The sequence below is a fragment of the Pseudomonas lactucae genome (genome assembly GCF_016937615.1).
Classification (GTDB): domain Bacteria; phylum Pseudomonadota; class Gammaproteobacteria; order Pseudomonadales; family Pseudomonadaceae; genus Aquipseudomonas; species Aquipseudomonas lactucae.
In genome coordinates, this window is the sequence record NZ_JAFHKI010000015.1 from 1 (window position 1) to 15,995 (window position 15,995).

The following is a 15,995-nucleotide window of genomic DNA, read 5'->3' on the forward strand; positions in this document are numbered from 1 at the left end:
TATCGAAAGCGTACGGGGCACGGCTGACCCTGGGGGATTCACCTTTGGGTGGGGCGGCGTTCAGGATTCATTTTCCGGCTGTTTGATCGGCAGTGGCTTGACTGGCCTCATCGGGAGCAAGCCCCCTCCCACATTTTGATCTCTGAATACATTCAAGTGTGGGAGGGGGCTTGCCCCCGATGAGGTCCGGCCAGACGACACATCTTTAACGCTCCTGCGCTCTGTAGGCCCCCGGCGTCAGCCCCGTCCACTTCTTGAACGCCCGATGAAACGCCGACGGCTCGGAAAATCCCAACTGCTCGGCGATGGCCTGCAATGACACGTGCGCATGGCCCAAATGATAGATGGCGATATCTCGCCGCAACTCATCCTTGAGCGCCTGAAAGCTGCTGCCTTCTTCGCGCAAATGCCGTCGCAGGGTCTGCGGGCTGATGTGCAGGTGCTGGGCGATGGCTTCCAGGTCCGGCCAGGGCGTGTGATCGCGGCTAAGCAAGCGGCGTATCTGGCTGCTCAAGCTGTCGCCTTCGTCCGGGCGCGCCAGCAAGTCGGCGGGGGAGCGTTCGAGGAAGTGCTTGAGGGTGCGTTCATCCTGCAACAGCGGCAGGCTCAGGTAGCGCGCGGGAAACACAAGGCTGGTGTTCGGTGCACGAACACCAGTGTGCAGGGAAACAGCAGGTCATATTCACCGGCGTGGGCCGGCATCGGGTAACTGAACGAGGCCTGGTGCAGACGAATGCGCTGGCCGATCAACCAACTGCCCAGGCGATGCCAGATCACCAGCAGGCATTCACTGAGGAAGTGGTCCGGGTCCCACAATGGCGAGTCGTCCAGGCTCAGGCGGGCCATATCGCCTTCGCGTGACAGCTGCCAGCGCGGGCCTTGTGGGAATAGGCTATAAAATAATAGGCCGCGCTCCAGTGCCTTCTCCAGGGTGCGGCAGTGGATCAGCGCGTGGCACATCATGGCGAAGGTGCCGCGTTTGCTCGGGCCATCGGCGAACCCCATGTATTCGTCGTCCAGCCCCAGCCAGAGCAGTTGCAGCAGCCGGGTAAATTGTTCCGGAGCGATGCGGGCGCGGGGTTCGGCCAACAGTTCCGGTGTGATGCCCACCTGCTGTAACAGGCCCGAGGCATCGTAACCGGCCCGACGCGCACCGCCGAGTGCGGCTCGGGCATAGTGACTGGCGATGGTACGTTCACGCATGCGAGGCCCCCGGTCCATGAAGTGGCGGATGGTAGTCACCAGTAGGAGCGGGCGACAAGGCGGATATCCGCCAAATTGTAGGACGGGATTGGGTAAGTGGGCGGAAATCCGCCACCTGACTTGGCGCATGGGAGGGCGCCTGGAAACGGCCAGCCCTGATGTCTAAAGGCCTTTAGCGGTTTTACGCAAAGTGGCACGACGTTTGCGATAAAGATTACAGCGCAGGCCTGGAGCACAGTCCTCGCAAACAACAAATCCCTCCAGTGCAGGAGGGTTCGCAATTCAAGTGTCGTGGGCATGGCGGATATTTGCCACACGGGACGATTGAGGAACTTTGCAATGACGACTCGTCAGCCACTCTACAAATCCCTGTATCTCCAGGTGATCGTCGCAATCGTTATCGGTATATTGCTCGGTCACTTCTACCCCGAGACCGGCGTGGCCCTCAAGCCGCTGGGTGACGGGTTTATCAAACTGATCAAAATGGTCATCGCCCCGATCATCTTCTGCACCGTTGTCAGCGGCATCGCCGGCATGCAAAGCATGAAATCGGTTGGCAAAACCGGTGGCTACGCGCTGCTCTACTTCGAAATCGTGTCCACCATTGCCCTGCTGATCGGCCTGGTTGTCGTGAACGTCGTGCAACCGGGCGCCGGCATGCACATCGATGTGGCGACCCTGGACGCGTCCAAAGTCGCGGCCTACGTGACTGCCGGTAAAGACCAGAGCATCGTCGGCTTTATCCTCAACGTGATCCCTAACACCATCGTCGGCGCGTTCGCCAACGGCGATATCCTGCAAGTGCTGATGTTCTCGGTGATCTTCGGTTTTGCCCTGCACCGCCTGGGTGCCTACGGCAAGCCGGTGCTGGACTTCATCGATCGCTTTGCCCACGTGATGTTCAACATCATCAACATGATCATGAAGCTCGCACCGCTCGGTGCCCTGGGCGCCATGGCGTTCACCATCGGTGCCTACGGTGTGGGTTCGCTGGTGCAACTGGGCCAGTTGATGATCTGCTTCTACATCACCTGCATCCTGTTCGTGGTCGTGGTGCTTGGTGCCATCTGCCGCGCTCACGGCTTCAGTGTGTTGAAGCTGATCCGCTACATCCGTGAAGAGCTGCTGATCGTGCTGGGGACTTCGTCTTCGGAATCCGCACTGCCACGCATGCTGATCAAGATGGAGCGTCTGGGCGCGAAGAAATCCGTCGTCGGCCTGGTCATTCCGACCGGCTACTCGTTCAACCTCGACGGTACCTCGATCTACCTGACCATGGCGGCCGTGTTCATCGCCCAGGCCACCGACACCCATATGGACATCACCCACCAGATCACGCTGCTGCTGGTGCTGCTGCTGTCCTCCAAAGGCGCTGCTGGCGTGACCGGCAGTGGTTTCATCGTACTGGCTGCGACCCTGTCGGCTGTCGGCCACCTGCCGGTTGCCGGTCTGGCGCTGATCCTGGGTATCGATCGTTTCATGTCCGAAGCCCGTGCGCTGACCAACCTGGTGGGTAACGCCGTTGCCACCATCGTTGTGGCCAAGTGGGTCAAGGAACTGGACACCGACAAGCTGCAAAGCGAGCTGGCGTCCGGCGGTACCGGTATCTCCGAAACCCGCGAAATCGACGACCTGGGCGTGGCCGAAGGCCCTGCACCTACTGTCAAGTAAGTCGCTGATGGCGTGAATGCACGCTGACAGTTATCCGCAAACGCGACTGGTTCGGGGCGTTTGCTTTTGTGGCGGGGAACTTCGGTTTTTTTTGGTTTACAGTGGGCGCGACATTGCTTGTGGGAGGCCTGATGGACAGTGTGGATCTGAATGTCCTGCGCAGCGTGCTGGAGTGGCGTCGCGCCGGGCAGCGTGTGATGTTGTACAGCGTGGTGCAGACCTGGGGCAGCGCGCCGCGCCCGCCGGGAGCGATGCTGGCCCTGCGCGGTGACGGTGTGGTGATCGGCTCGGTGTCGGGCGGTTGCATCGAAGATGACTTGATCGCCGGCTGCAGGATGGCCGCTTGCCCGCTGACGGCCCGCCCGTGCAACTGGTGACCTACGGCGTAACGCGTGATGAGGCGGCGCGGTTTGGTCTGCCCTGCGGCGGCACCCTGCGCCTGACTGAAGAGCGGGTGGACGATTGGTCTTGGGTCGAGGCGCTGCTGGCGCGCTGTGAAAATCATCAGGTCGTTGCGCGTGAGCTGAACCTGGCCACGGGCGAGGTGACGCTGAGCGACGCAAGCAAGACCGATGTGGTGAGCTTCGACGGTGAGCGCTGCGTGCCATCTATGGCCCACGCTGGCGCCTGCTGTTGATCGGCGCGGGGCAGTTGTCGCGTTACGTGGCGGAGATGGCGCGCCTGCTGGATTTCGAAGTGCTTATCTGTGATCCGCGCGAAGAGTTTGTCTACGGCTGGGAAGAACAGCACGGCCGCTTTGTGCCGGCATGCCCGATGAAGCGGTGCTCGCTATCCAGACCGACGAGCGCACGGCCATCGTCTGCCTGACCCACGACCCGCGCCTGGACGATATGGCGTTGTTGACGGCGTTGAATTCCAGGGCTTTCTACATTGGCGCGCTGGGGTCGCGGGTCAATACCCAGAAACGCCGGCAAACTCTGGCCGCGCTGGGGTTGTCAGCCGAGGCGATTGCACGTTTGCATGGGCCGATTGGCCTGCATATCGGCAGCCATACGCCGGCGGAGATTGCGTTGTCGTTGATGGCGGAAATCGTCGCGATCAAGAACGGCGTCGCGCCTATGCAGAAAAAGCCGCTGCCGGTAGCCGCTGAGTGACCGTAACGGCGATTGTGCTGGCGGCGGGGCGGGGGAGCCGGTTTCGTGCCGAGGCGGGGGCTGATCAGGATAAATTGCTCGCGCCCTGCTTAGGTCGGGACGGCGTGACGCGGCCGGTGATTGAGCAGGTACTGGTGAATCTGCCGGGCAGTATCGTGCAGCGGTGGTTGGTCACCTCGCCGGAGCGCCTGGAAGTGATTCGATTGGCCCAGGTGCATGGTTGCCAGGTTCTGCTGCTGGAATCTTCCGGTATGGGCCAAAGCATCGCCGCAGCCGTTGCGGCCAGTGCTTCGGCACAGGGCTGGCTGGTGGTGCTGGGGGATATGCCGTTTATTCGATCCTCGACCATCGAGCGTATGCTGGCCGATCCGGCAGATATCACCGTGCCGGTGTATGCCGGGCAGTATGGGCATCCGGTGGCTTTCGGTCGTGTATTGGGGCCGAAGTTGATGGCGTTGACCGGGGATCGTGGCGCGAAGCCTTTGTTTTCACAGGCACGGGTGCGGGACGTGCAGGTGGATGATCCTGGCGTGCTGTGGGATGTGGATGTGCCGCAGCGGTTGGCGTTCAGCGCGGACTGAATGGGGGGAGAACGGTGTGTTCGAGTTTTTTGCAAGAAAAAGCCCCGCCTGATCACTCAGGCGGGGCTTTTTAATCGCAGCTGGAATCACACGAGGGGTTTAGTCTCGTGCTTCTGTTTCCTGTGCGGCGGCTGCAGCCGCGGCTTCAGCTTCCTTGCGACGACGACGCACTTCACGTGGGTCGTTCGGTGCGCGACCGTTTTCGGTCAGGGCGCTGGCCGGTGCGGCTTCAACCACTGGTGCGACAACTTCGGCAACCACCGGCGCTTCAACCACAGGCACCGGTTCAACGACCGGAGCCGGCTCAACCACTGGCGCAGGTTCGGCAACCACGACATCAACAACCGGCGTTGGCGCTTCTTCTACCACAGGGGCAGGGGCGGGCGCTTCAACCGGAGCGGTAGGTTCGGCAGTCCATTGGAAGGCGGTCTGTTCTTCACGAACTTCTCGCACTTGCGGGGCTGCTTCTGCTTCCACGACGGCTTCCACCACTGGCTGAGGCTCAACCACAGGGGCCGGTTCAGCAGCGGCCACTTCCACTTCTGGTTGCGCTTCAGGTGCCTGGGTCACTTCCAAATCCGGAACCACTGGGGCTTCGATTGGGGTAGTGGCTTCGACAACCGGTGCTTCCACGACTGGCGCTTCAACAGCCGGCGCTTCAACCTCTGGGGTTTGGGCGACGGGTGTTTCGACAACGGCGCTTTCTTCGACAGCCGCAGTGGCGCGTTCAGCCTGCTCGTGAGCCTGGGCTTCGGCAGGTGCGCTGATGACCGAGCTGGCAACGGCGGCGGTCACGGCCAGGCCGGCAGCCAGTTCGGCGCCAGTCGGTTCGTTGGCCTGAGTTTCTGCGCTCTCGCCGGCTTCTTCCGAACCTTCGATCACATTGCCGTTGGCATCACGCTGACGCTCACGACGGTTGCTGCGACGACGCTGGCCACGGGAGCGGCGGCGTGGACGATCGCCTTCGGCGCCTTCCTGTCCGTCTTCCTGCAGTTGCTCTTCGCCGGTCAGTACTTCTTCTTCGCTGGCGGCAGCGGCTTGCTCGGCGCGTGGTTGACGCTCTTCACGCGGAGCACGTGGTTGACGCTCCTCACGTGGCGCACGCTCTTCACGCGGCTGGCGAGCCGGGCGTTCTTCGGTGGCCACGGCGGCGGCAGCGGCAACAGCGGGCGCTGCGTCCAGCGGCTCGCGCAGTTCACGCACGCGTTCTTCACGCTCGCCACGCGGCTTGCGATCTTCACGCGGGGCGCGTGGGGTACGTGGTGCGCGCTCTTCACGCGGTGCGCGTTCTTCACGTGCTACGGCCGGGGTCTCTTCACGGGCTTCGCGAGGTGCACGCTCTTCACGTGGCGCGCGTTCTTCGCGAGGTGCGCGTTCTTCGCGAGGTGCGCGCTCTTCGCGCGGCTTGCGCTCTTCGTCACGACGACCGTTGCGGTTACGGCTCTGCTGGCGACCGTTGCGACGTTCTTCGTTGCGCGCCGGGCGTTCGGTAGCAGGTTTTTCAACCACGACCGGCGCTGCGGGCTCTTCCTTGGTGGCGAACAGGCTGACCAGCGACTTCACCAGGCCCTTGAACAGGCTTGGCTCAGGCAGGGCGGCCGGCGCGGCAACCGGCGCCGCAGGTTCAACCGGCATCGGTGCGTTGGCACGCGCAGGTGCGGTCTTCACGGCCGCTTCCTGGCGAACCAGGGTGCGGGTTGCGGCGGCTGGCTGGACTTCTTCCACTTCGGCGGCGGCCGCGGCGATTTCATAGCTGGACTGGCCGCTGTGGGCTTCCGGGCTGTCATCACGCAGGCGCTGCACTTCGAAGTGCGGTGTTTCCAGGTGATCGTTCGGCAGAATCACGATACGGGCACGGGTACGCAGTTCGATCTTGGTGATCGAGTTGCGTTTTTCGTTGAGCAGGAACGCGGCAACCGGGATCGGCACTTGCGCGCGAACCTCGGCGGTGCGGTCTTTCAGGGCTTCTTCTTCGATCAGGCGCAGGATCGCCAGGGACAGCGATTCAACGTCACGGATGATGCCGGTGCCGTTGCAACGCGGGCAGACGATGCCGCTGCTTTCGCCCAGGGATGGACGCAGGCGTTGGCGGGACATTTCCAGCAGGCCGAAGCGCGAGATACGGCCGACTTGCACGCGGGCGCGGTCGGCTTCCAGGCATTCGCGGACTTTTTCTTCCACGGCGCGCTGGTTCTTGGCCGGGGTCATGTCGATGAAGTCGATCACGATCAGGCCGCCGATGTCACGCAGGCGCAGCTGGCGGGCGATTTCTTCAGCCGCTTCCAGGTTGGTCTGCAGGGCGGTTTCTTCGATGTCGCTACCCTTCGTGGCACGTGCCGAGTTGATGTCGATGGACACCAGGGCTTCGGTCGGGTCGATCACGATGGAGCCGCCGGAAGGCAGTTCGACCACGCGCTGGAAGGCGGTCTCGATCTGGCTTTCGATCTGGAAACGGTTGAACAGCGGGACGCTGTCTTCGTACAGCTTGATCTTGCTGGCGTACTGCGGCATCACCTGGCGGATGAAGGTCAGGGCTTCGTCCTGGGCTTCAACGCTGTCGATCAGCACTTCGCCGATGTCCTGGCGCAGGTAATCGCGGATAGCGCGGATGATCACGTTGCTTTCCTGGTAGATCAGGAATGGCGCGGAACGATCCAGCGAGGCTTCTTTGATGGCAGTCCAAAGTTGCAGCAGGTAGTCGAGGTCCCACTGCATTTCTTCGCTGCTGCGGCCCAGGCCGGCGGTGCGCACGATCAGGCCCATGTCGGCCGGTGCAATCAGGCCGTTCAGTGCTTCGCGCAGTTCGTTGCGCTCTTCGCCTTCGATGCGACGGGAAATGCCGCCGGCACGTGGGTTGTTCGGCATCAGCACCAGGTAACGACCCGCCAGGCTGATGAAGGTGGTCAGGGCGGCGCCCTTGTTGCCACGTTCTTCTTTTTCGACCTGGACGATGACTTCCTGGCCTTCGCTCAGGACATCCTTGATGTTCACGCGGCCTTCGGGGGCTTTCTTGAAGTATTCGCGGGAGATTTCTTTGAGGGGCAGGAAGCCGTGGCGCTCGGAGCCGAAATCGACAAAGGCAGCCTCAAGGCTTGGTTCGATGCGAGTAATACGGCCTTTATAGATGTTGGCCTTCTTTTGCTCGCGTGCACCGGATTCGATGTCCAGGTCGTAGAGGCGTTGGCCATCTACCAGTGCAACACGCAACTCTTCGGGTTGAGTTGCGTTAATCAGCATTCTTTTCATGTTGTACCGTCGGTTTCCGGGCTGCCGGAAACGGCGTTCGGCACACACGACTTCTCACGGTCGGTGTCAGGTGCGTCAAGAGTGGTTGGCCACTCCAGTGTCCAGCAATAACTCGCCAATTGGGGCGGTATCGCGACGGACGCGTCCTGCTTGTTAGCGGTGGTGACAAAGGCACCACTTCAACAAAAGCTAAGGTCAGGAGGAGGAATCAACCGGCGACTGTGGACGAGATGAAGCGTCTAAATATAAGCCTAGTGCTACACGGTCCGACGGTTGTGCATCTCCACCCTACACGTATCCCTGATAATTCGGGTGCTGCCGCGCGCAGAATCCGCAGCGGGTTGGCATTTACCGTGTTCTCCAATGGGGAGTCCACGCTCATGGCTAAACAAGACTGAGTGCGGGCGATCGCGCTCTCACTCAGCTCTTAACAGGCGTTGTTTCCGAAGCATTCGCCATGGTCTGGCTCAAGGCTGACTGCACTTTGTGAACTGGCCGTAAATATCGGCGCAAAACGCGAGTATTCACTCTGCTTCTTGCACTCGCTTCAGGCCTCATGTCACCTGCGCTTGTTACAATCCTGAGCCTTCCAAGGTGGCCAAAGCCCCGTAGGACGGCCTCGCGTCCTGATGAATTGCGATGGTCAGGGCCGGCAGTTTGCCGCTAGTCCTCTGTCCAGGCCGCTTTTGGCGGCGTTCGCGACTATAGCAGCAATGATTAAGTGCTTCAATTCCATAAAAAATTGTTATCATCGCCGCCATGACGACTACCGCCCCCCCGACCCCCAGCGTCCAGCTGCTTGAGGTCTCGCCGGAATATGCCGGCCAACGCATCGACAATTTTCTCCTGGCCAGGCTCAAAGGCGTGCCCAAGACCTTGATTTATCGCATCTTGCGTAAAGGCGAAGTGCGCGTGAACAAGGGGCGGATCAAGCCCGAGTACAAGCTGCAGGCGGGCGATATCGTCCGTGTGCCGCCGGTACGCGTGCCTGAACGCGATGAGCCCGTGCCGCTGGCCCAGGGCCTGCTGCAACGCCTGGAAGCGTCGATTGTCTTCGAAGACAACAAGTTGATCGTGATCAACAAGCCGTGCGGCATTGCGGTTCACGGCGGCAGCGGTCTTAACTTCGGGGTGATCGAAGCGTTTCGTCAGTTGCGCCCCGATGCCAAGGAGCTTGAGCTTGTGCACCGCCTGGACCGTGACACTTCCGGCCTGCTGATGATCGCCAAGAAACGCAGCATGTTGCGCCACCTGCACACCGCCCTGCGTGGCGACGGCGTGGACAAGCGCTACATGGCGCTGGTACGCGGCAACTGGGCCAGCTCGATTAAAAGCGTTCGCGCGCCGCTGCAGAAGAGCAACCTGCGTTCCGGCGAGCGCATGGTTGAAGTGGACGAGGAGGGCAAAGAGGCCCTGACCCTGTTCAAAGTGCTGCGCCGCTTCGGTGACTTTGCGACGATGGTCGAGGCCAAGCCGGTGACCGGGCGCACCCACCAGATTCGCGTGCACACCCTGCATGCGGGTCACTGCATTGCGGGCGATACCAAATACGGTGACGAGGGTTTCTCCAAGGAAATCCGCGATCTGGGCGGCAAGCGCCTGTTCCTGCACGCCTACATGCTGACCGTGCCGCTGCCCGATGGTGGCGAATTGAAGCTGCAGGCGCCGGTCGATGAAATGTGGGCCAAGACCGTGGAGCGCCTGAGTGTCGCACCTTGACTACAAGCTGCTGATCTTTGATTGGGATGGCACCCTGTGTAATTCCATTGGTCGGATTGTCGAGTCGATGCACAGCGCTTCGATCCGCTCGGGCTTTGAGTTGTGCACTGACCTGGCGGTCAAAGGCATTATCGGCCTGGGCTTGCCTGAGGCGATCCGTACCTTGTATCCGCTGATCAGTGACGCTGAACTGGTAACGTTCCGCGACCATTACGCTGATCATTACATGGCGCTGGAGGCCACACCTTCGCCGTTGTTCGAGGGTGTGGTGCAGTCGCTGGAAACTTTTCGCGCCGAGGGCTATCACCTAGCCGTCGCGACCGGCAAGGCGCGTCGCGGGCTGGATCGGGTGCTCAAGGCGCATGGCTGGGAAGACTATTTCGATATCACCCGTGCGGCCGATGAAACTGCCAGCAAGCCGCACCCTCTGATGCTGGAGCAGATCCTGGCCCATTGCGGTGTGTCGCCGCGCCAGGCATTGATGGTGGGGGATGCGTCTTTTGACCTGATGATGGCGCGCAATGCGGGCATGGACAGTGTCGCGGTCACCTATGGGGCGCAGTCTGCCGAGGCGTTGCAGCCTTATGAGCCCAGGGTCACGATCGATCATTTTTCGCAATTGCAGGCCTGGCTCAGCCGGGCCCGATAAGTCTTAGCTGGGGTTGAAGGCACATGAGTGACGAGTGGAAAGCGCCCGAAAAGGCTGAAAACAGTGATGGCAAAAGCTGGAAGCTGCTGGAGAAAACCCTCCTGGCCAGCGTCCAGGAGCAGCGCCGCGCTCGGCGCTGGGGAATTTTCTTCAAACTGCTGACCTTTACTTACCTGTTGCTCATGCTGGCGCTGTTCAGTCCGCTGATGGACATGGAAAAAAGCGCGACCCGTGGCGCCCACTACACCGCCTTGATCGAGGTGCGTGGGGTGATTGCCGACAAGGAGCCGGCCAGCGCCGATAACATCGTCGGCAGCCTGCGTGCTGCGTTCGAGGACCCTAAGGTCAAGGGCGTGATCCTGCGTATCAACAGCCCGGGCGGCAGTCCGGTGCAGTCGGGTTATGTGTATGACGAGATTCGTCGTCTGCGCGGGCTGCACCCTGATATCAAACTGTATGCGGTAATTTCCGACCTGGGCGCCTCGGGTGCCTATTACATTGCCAGCGCCGCTGACCAGATCTACGCCGACAAGGCCAGTCTGGTGGGCTCCATCGGTGTGACGGCGGCCGGTTACGGCTTTGTCGGCACCATGGAAAAGCTGGGTGTGGAGCGTCGCACCTACACCTCGGGCGAGCATAAGGCGTTCTTGGACCCGTTCCAGCCGCAAAAGGCGGATGAAACCCAGTTCTGGCAGGGCGTGCTCGATACCACTCACCGCCAGTTCATCGCCAGCGTGAAGCAGGGGCGTGGGGATCGCCTGAAGGATAAGGAGCACCCGGAGCTGTTTTCCGGCCTGATCTGGTCGGGTGAGCAGGCATTGCCGCTGGGTTTGATCGATGGCCTGGGCAGTGCCAGTTCGGTGGCGCGGGATGTGATTGGCGAAAAAGATCTGGTGGATTTCACCGTTGAGGAATCGCCGTTTGATCGTTTTTCCAAAAAACTTGGTGCCAGCGTGGCCGAGAAGCTAGCCCTGTACATGGGCTTCCAGGGCCCGAGCCTGCGCTGATAGCTCAAGCCTGCTGCAGATCAAATGTGGGAGGGGTGGGCTTAAGGGATCTGCACGCCTTCGGCCAGCAGCATGTCCACCAGTCGAATCAGAGGTAAACCGACGAGGCTGGTCGCGTCCGGGCCTTCGGTGCTCTGAAACAGGCTCACGCCGAGCCCCTCGGCCTTGAAGCTGCCTGCGCAGTCATAAGGCTGCTCGATCCGCAGATAGCGTTCGATACGCGCCGCATTCAGCTCGCGCATATGCACGGTAAAGGGAATGCAGTCGACCTGGCAGTGCCCCGTCTCGCTGTTGAGCAGCGCCAGCCCGGTGAGGAAGCTCACGCGCTGGCCGCTGGCCGCCAGCAGTTGTTCGCGAGCGTTCTCGAAGGTGTGAGGCTTGCCGATGATCCGGCCTTCCAGTGTGGCGACCTGATCGGAGCCAATGATAAGGTGCCCTGGATGGCTGGCGGCAAGCGCACGGGCCTTCTCTTCGGCCAGGCGCCTGACCAGCGCCTCGGCGGGCTCGTTGGCCAGGTGGCCTTCGTCGATATCCGGCGAGCTGCAGATGAACGGCAGGTGCAGGCGGCTGAGCAATTCCCGGCGATAAACCGAGCTGGAAGCAAGTAATAAAGGCAGCATGGGCATCTCCTTAAGGCCGCTGCGGATTCTAGCGGGGCGACCGGCTGACGCACAGGGCTGAATTTCCTTTGACATGGCCGGGTGCATCCCTATAATGCTGCGCCTATGTTGAATGACCCGATTCCACCTCACGTTGACCCGCGCAAATTGGCTGATCGTGGCACCACCCTCCAAGGTGAAGTGCTGCTGGCCGATTTGGAGAGACTCTGCGACCCGCTTTCCGACACTGTCGGTACGGTGCAGGCCAAATTCGTTTTTGAACGAGATGAACGTAAATCTGTGGTAATCCACAGCGTTATCGACACCGAAGTCAAAATGGTTTGCCAGCGTTGTCTTGAGCTGGTCACCCTGCCGATCCACAGCGAATGCAGTTATGCTGTGGTGAAAGAGGGTGCGAATACCCAGTCGTTGCCGAAAGGTTATGACGTGCTGGAACTGGGCGAAGATCCATTGGATCTGCATGCACTGATCGAGGAGGAGCTTTTGCTCGCCTTGCCCATTGTGCCTGCTCATCATCCGGAAGAATGCCAGCAGCCGGAGGGTCTCGATGACGAGGCCGAGCCGAGCGAGGACGAGGTAACGCGGTCCAACCCGTTCAGTGTATTGGCGCAGTTAAAGCGTGACCCAAACGTTTAGGAGTTAATCAATTATGGCTGTTCAGCAGAACAAAAAATCCCGCTCCGCCCGTGACATGCGCCGTTCGCACGACGCTCTCGAGGCTAGCACCCTGTCCGTGGAAAAGACCACTGGTGAAGTTCACCTGCGTCACCACGTATCGCCAGAAGGCGTATACCGTGGCCGTAAAGTGATCGACAAGGGCGCTGACGAGTAATCACTTGTCTGCTCAAGTCATCGCGATTGACGCAATGGGCGGGGACTTCGGTCCCCGCAGCATTGTTCAGGCCTGCATTGCCAGCCTGTCTGCAACACCCTCGCTGCACCTGACCCTCGTCGGTCAACCCTCCCTTCTTGAAGCACTGATTGCCAGCCATCCGGTTGTGGATCGCGCGCGCCTGACGATTACGCCGGCCAGCGAAACCATCACCATGGATGAAAAACCGGCGACGGCCCTGCGCGGCAAACCCGACTCCTCCATGCGTGTGGCGTTGGAGTTATTGCGTGATGGCAAGGTGCAAGCCTGTGTCAGTGCCGGCAATACCGGGGCCTTGATGGCGTTGTCGCGGCATGTGCTCAAGACATTGCCGGGGATTGACCGGCCGGCGATGGTGGCGGCGATTCCGACGCAGAAAGGCTATTGCCAGCTGTTGGACCTGGGGGCGAACGTCGATTGCAGCGCCGAGCACCTGTTTCAATTTGCCGTGATGGGCTCGGTGGCCGCCGAAGCGTTGGGGGTCGCCCGTCCGCGGGTGGCTTTGCTCAATATCGGCACCGAAGACATCAAGGGCAACCAGCAAGTCAAGCTCGCCGCCACCTTGCTGCAGGGCGCGCGAGGCTTGAACTACATCGGTTTTGTCGAAGGTGACGGTTTGTACCGGGGCGAGGCCGATGTGGTGGTGTGTGACGGGTTTGTCGGCAATATCCTGCTCAAATCCAGTGAGGGCCTGGCGACCATGATCGCCACGCGCATCGAGGCATTGTTCAGGCGGAATCTGGCCTCGCGGCTGGTCGGCTTGCTGGCGCTGCCGTTGATGCGTCGCCTGCAGGCCGACCTGGCCCCGGCGCGGCATAACGGCGCGAGTTTCCTGGGGTTGCAGGGCATTGTGGTGAAAAGCCATGGCGCGGCCGGTGTGGAAGGCTTCCAGAGTGCGATTGCGCGGGCCTTGATCGAGATCCAGGAAAACCTGCCGCAACGCTTGCACGGCCGTCTTGAGGACCTGTTGCCTTAGGCGAATCGGCCCGGTAGTGCTTAAATGTGACCGGCCAGTTCAATTGACCATCCAATCTGTCAGTTTCGTGCGCTCCCATCATTCATTTTAAGATCGGGAGCGACTATTTCCGACGACCCGATCATTTAGGGGCTTGTTAAATGTCTACATCCCTCGCATTCGTCTTTCCAGGGCAGGGTTCGCAGTCCCTCGGCATGTTGGCCGAGCTGGGCGCGCAATACCCGCTGATCCTGGACACCTTCAAGGAAGCTTCCGATGCCCTGGGTTACGACCTGTGGGCGCTGACCCAGCAAGGGCCGGAAGAACAACTCAATCAAACCGATAAAACCCAACCGGCCATCCTGACCGCTTCGATCGCCCTGTGGCGCTTGTGGCTGGCCGAAGGTGGCGCGCGTCCGGCATTCGTTGCCGGTCACAGCCTGGGCGAATACAGCGCCCTGGTTGCCGCCGGTAGCCTGACCCTGGGTGAGGCGGTCAAGCTGGTCGAGCGTCGTGGTCAACTGATGCAGGACGCTGTTCCGGCGGGGCAGGGCGGCATGGCCGCTATCCTGGGCCTGGACGACGCGGTGGTGATCGAAGCCTGTGCCGAAGCGGCCCAGGGCGAAGTGGTCAGCGCGGTGAACTTCAATTCCCCGGGCCAGGTGGTGATCGCCGGCGCCAAGGCGGCTGTCGAGCGTGCCATCGAAGGCTGCAAGGCCCGTGGCGCCAAGCGCGCGTTGCCGTTGCCGGTGAGCGTGCCGTCGCACTGCGAGCTGATGCGTCCGGCGGCCGAGCGCTTTGCCGAGTCCATTGCTGCCATCAATTGGCAGGCGCCGCAGATCCCGTTGGTGCAGAACGTCAGCGCGGCCGTTGCCGCCGACCTCGAAACCCTCAAGCGTGATCTGCTGGAGCAGCTCTACAAGCCGGTGCGCTGGGTTGAATCGGTCCAGGCCCTGGCTGCCAACGGCGCCACCGAGCTGGTCGAGTGCGGCCCGGGCAAGGTCCTGGCAGGCCTCAACAAGCGCTGTGCTGATGGCGTGTCGACCGCTAACCTCAATACCCCTGAAGCCTTCGCTGCCGCTCGCGCGGCACTGGCCTGAATCCCTTACTTAGGAGAAGCCTGCATGAGTCTGCAAGGTAAAGTTGCATTGGTTACCGGCGCAAGCCGCGGCATTGGCCAGGCGATCGCCCTGGAACTGGGCCGTCAGGGCGCCGTTGTGATCGGTACCGCCACGTCCGCCTCGGGCGCCGAGCGTATCGCCGCGACCCTCAAGGAAAACGGCGTTGAAGGCACCGGTCTTGAACTGAATGTGACCAATGATGAATCCGTCGCCGCCGTGCTGGCTGCCATCACTGCACAGTTTGGCGCGCCCGCAATCCTGGTGAATAACGCCGGCATCACCCGCGATAACCTGATGATGCGCATGAAAGACGACGAGTGGTACGACGTGGTCGATACCAACCTGAACAGTCTGTTTCGCCTGTCCAAGGGCGTTTTGCGTGGCATGACCAAGGCGCGTTGGGGTCGAATTATCAATATTGGCTCCGTAGTGGGTGCCATGGGCAATGCAGGCCAAGTAAACTATGCAGCCGCCAAGGCCGGTCTGGAAGGTTTCAGTCGGGCACTGGCGCGTGAAGTCGGTTCGCGGTCGATTACGGTCAACTCGGTGGCCCCAGGGTTCATCGACACCGATATGACCCGCGAACTGCCGGAAGCACAGCGTGAAGCCTTGCTGACGCAGATTCCGCTGGGCCGTCTGGGCCAGGCTCAAGAGATCGCGAATGTGGTCACTTTCCTGGCATCCGACGGTGCGGCATACGTGACTGGGGCTACAATCCCGGTGAACGGCGGGATGTACATGAGTTAAATTGTGACGGATCGCTTCAAAAAAATGTAATACGAGCTGTCTAAAATCCGTTATAAAGCTGCAACTTAATTTATAGGCCGGTGGCCGAGCGGGTACAGGGTGAAGCTTTCAGTTGAAAAGCTGAAATGGCTTTCTATACACTTACCCACTGGCCAGCTGCCTGAATTTGTCCATTAGGAGTTAAACAAGGTATGAGCACCATCGAAGAGCGCGTCAAGAAAATCGTCGCCGAGCAACTGGGCGTTAAGGAAGAAGAAGTGGTCAACACGGCTTCCTTCGTAGAAGACCTGGGTGCCGATTCCCTTGACACCGTTGAGCTGGTGATGGCTCTGGAAGAGGAATTCGAGACCGAAATCCCGGACGAAGAAGCTGAAAAAATCACTACTGTTCAAGCTGCCATCGACTACGTTACCAGCCATCAGGCGTAATAGTTTGTAGTCGTCGCTTGCTGTCAGGGAAAAACCGCACTGCTGTAACGGCGTGCGGTTTT

The 15,995-nt window shown here is 60.8% G+C and carries 15 protein-coding genes and 2 pseudogenes; 14 read left to right on the plus strand and 3 right to left on the minus strand.

The annotated features are described in order from the left end of the window. Positions 1-205: 205 nt before the first annotated feature. Positions 206-1,203, minus strand: a pseudogene (locus JWR98_RS03275) (AraC family transcriptional regulator). Positions 1,204-1,542: 339 nt separating this feature from the next. On the opposite strand from JWR98_RS03275, the gene JWR98_RS03280 reads away from it, so the two are divergent. The 5 genes from JWR98_RS03280 to JWR98_RS03290 all read left to right on the plus strand — a co-directional run bounded on the left by JWR98_RS03280 (position 1,543) and on the right by JWR98_RS03290 (position 4,570). Then, positions 1,543-2,874, plus strand: coding sequence for a dicarboxylate/amino acid:cation symporter (locus tag JWR98_RS03280; RefSeq protein WP_078734348.1), 1,332 nt, complete (start codon positions 1,543-1,545; stop codon positions 2,872-2,874). 131 nt (positions 2,875-3,005) lie between these two features. Beyond that, complete coding sequence (locus tag JWR98_RS29680) at positions 3,006-3,251, plus strand: XdhC family protein (RefSeq protein WP_263974472.1); 246 nt, start codon at positions 3,006-3,008, stop codon at positions 3,249-3,251. Further along, entirely contained in the window at positions 3,218-3,511 is a 294-nt protein-coding gene (locus JWR98_RS29685; protein ID WP_263974473.1) for an XdhC family protein, read from the plus strand. The genes JWR98_RS29680 and JWR98_RS29685 overlap by 34 nt, the downstream gene beginning before the upstream one ends. A 130-nt stretch (positions 3,512-3,641) precedes the next feature. Further along, on the plus strand, positions 3,642-3,989 hold the full coding sequence (locus JWR98_RS29690) for an XdhC family protein (protein WP_263974474.1): 348 nt from the start codon (positions 3,642-3,644) through the stop codon (positions 3,987-3,989). After that, positions 3,986-4,570, plus strand: a complete 585-nt coding sequence (locus JWR98_RS03290; RefSeq protein WP_078734346.1) for a nucleotidyltransferase family protein — start codon at positions 3,986-3,988, stop codon at positions 4,568-4,570. Before JWR98_RS29690 ends, JWR98_RS03290 begins: the two co-directional genes overlap by 4 nt. An 86-nt stretch (positions 4,571-4,656) precedes the next feature. Here JWR98_RS03290 and rne read toward each other — a convergent pair. Next, positions 4,657-7,816 (minus strand): annotated as a pseudogene (gene rne, locus JWR98_RS03295) (ribonuclease E). Between the two features lie 759 nt (positions 7,817-8,575). On the opposite strand from rne, the gene rluC reads away from it, so the two are divergent. Genes rluC through JWR98_RS03310 form a run of 3 tightly spaced genes read left to right on the plus strand, consistent with a single transcriptional unit; the run spans position 8,576 to position 11,191 of the window. Continuing rightward, on the plus strand, positions 8,576-9,535 hold the full coding sequence (gene rluC, locus JWR98_RS03300) for a 23S rRNA pseudouridine(955/2504/2580) synthase RluC (protein WP_003175615.1): 960 nt from the start codon (positions 8,576-8,578) through the stop codon (positions 9,533-9,535). Next, positions 9,522-10,184 (plus strand): HAD-IA family hydrolase, encoded by a 663-nt coding sequence (locus JWR98_RS03305; RefSeq protein ID WP_205489281.1) that lies wholly within the window; start codon positions 9,522-9,524, stop codon positions 10,182-10,184. Before rluC ends, JWR98_RS03305 begins: the two co-directional genes overlap by 14 nt. A gap of 23 nt (positions 10,185-10,207) precedes the next feature. After that, positions 10,208-11,191 carry a S49 family peptidase gene (locus JWR98_RS03310; protein WP_205489282.1) on the plus strand — a complete coding sequence of 328 codons (984 nt, stop codon included), beginning with the start codon at positions 10,208-10,210 and terminating at the stop codon, positions 11,189-11,191. Between the two features lie 41 nt (positions 11,192-11,232). Here JWR98_RS03310 and JWR98_RS03315 read toward each other — a convergent pair whose 3' ends face one another. Further along, on the minus strand, positions 11,233-11,811 hold the full coding sequence (locus tag JWR98_RS03315) for a Maf family protein (protein WP_078734342.1): 579 nt from the start codon (positions 11,809-11,811) through the stop codon (positions 11,233-11,235). A 105-nt stretch (positions 11,812-11,916) separates the two neighbouring features. Between JWR98_RS03315 and JWR98_RS03320 the strand changes: the two genes are divergently transcribed. From JWR98_RS03320 to acpP, 6 genes are all read left to right on the plus strand, one after another. Then, complete coding sequence (locus tag JWR98_RS03320) at positions 11,917-12,447, plus strand: YceD family protein (protein WP_003175611.1); 531 nt, start codon at positions 11,917-11,919, stop codon at positions 12,445-12,447. Positions 12,448-12,460: 13 nt separating this feature from the next. Then, the gene (gene rpmF, locus JWR98_RS03325) at positions 12,461-12,643 is read left to right on the plus strand and encodes a 50S ribosomal protein L32 (RefSeq protein WP_003179396.1); all 183 of its coding nucleotides are present in this window, start codon (positions 12,461-12,463) and stop codon (positions 12,641-12,643) included. Positions 12,644-12,647: 4 nt separating this feature from the next. Continuing rightward, entirely contained in the window at positions 12,648-13,658 is a 1,011-nt protein-coding gene (plsX, locus tag JWR98_RS03330) for a phosphate acyltransferase PlsX (protein WP_078734341.1), read from the plus strand. A 140-nt stretch (positions 13,659-13,798) separates the two neighbouring features. Continuing rightward, positions 13,799-14,737: an ACP S-malonyltransferase gene (gene fabD, locus JWR98_RS03335; protein ID WP_003175609.1), complete on the plus strand. Its 939-nt coding sequence runs from the start codon at positions 13,799-13,801 to the stop codon at positions 14,735-14,737. Positions 14,738-14,761: 24 nt separating this feature from the next. Next, the gene (gene fabG / locus JWR98_RS03340; protein ID WP_078734340.1) at positions 14,762-15,505 is read left to right on the plus strand and encodes a 3-oxoacyl-ACP reductase FabG; all 744 of its coding nucleotides are present in this window, start codon (positions 14,762-14,764) and stop codon (positions 15,503-15,505) included. 191 nt (positions 15,506-15,696) lie between these two features. Continuing rightward, positions 15,697-15,933, plus strand: a complete 237-nt coding sequence (gene acpP / locus JWR98_RS03345; protein WP_003175607.1) for an acyl carrier protein — start codon at positions 15,697-15,699, stop codon at positions 15,931-15,933. Positions 15,934-15,995 lie beyond the last annotated feature (62 nt).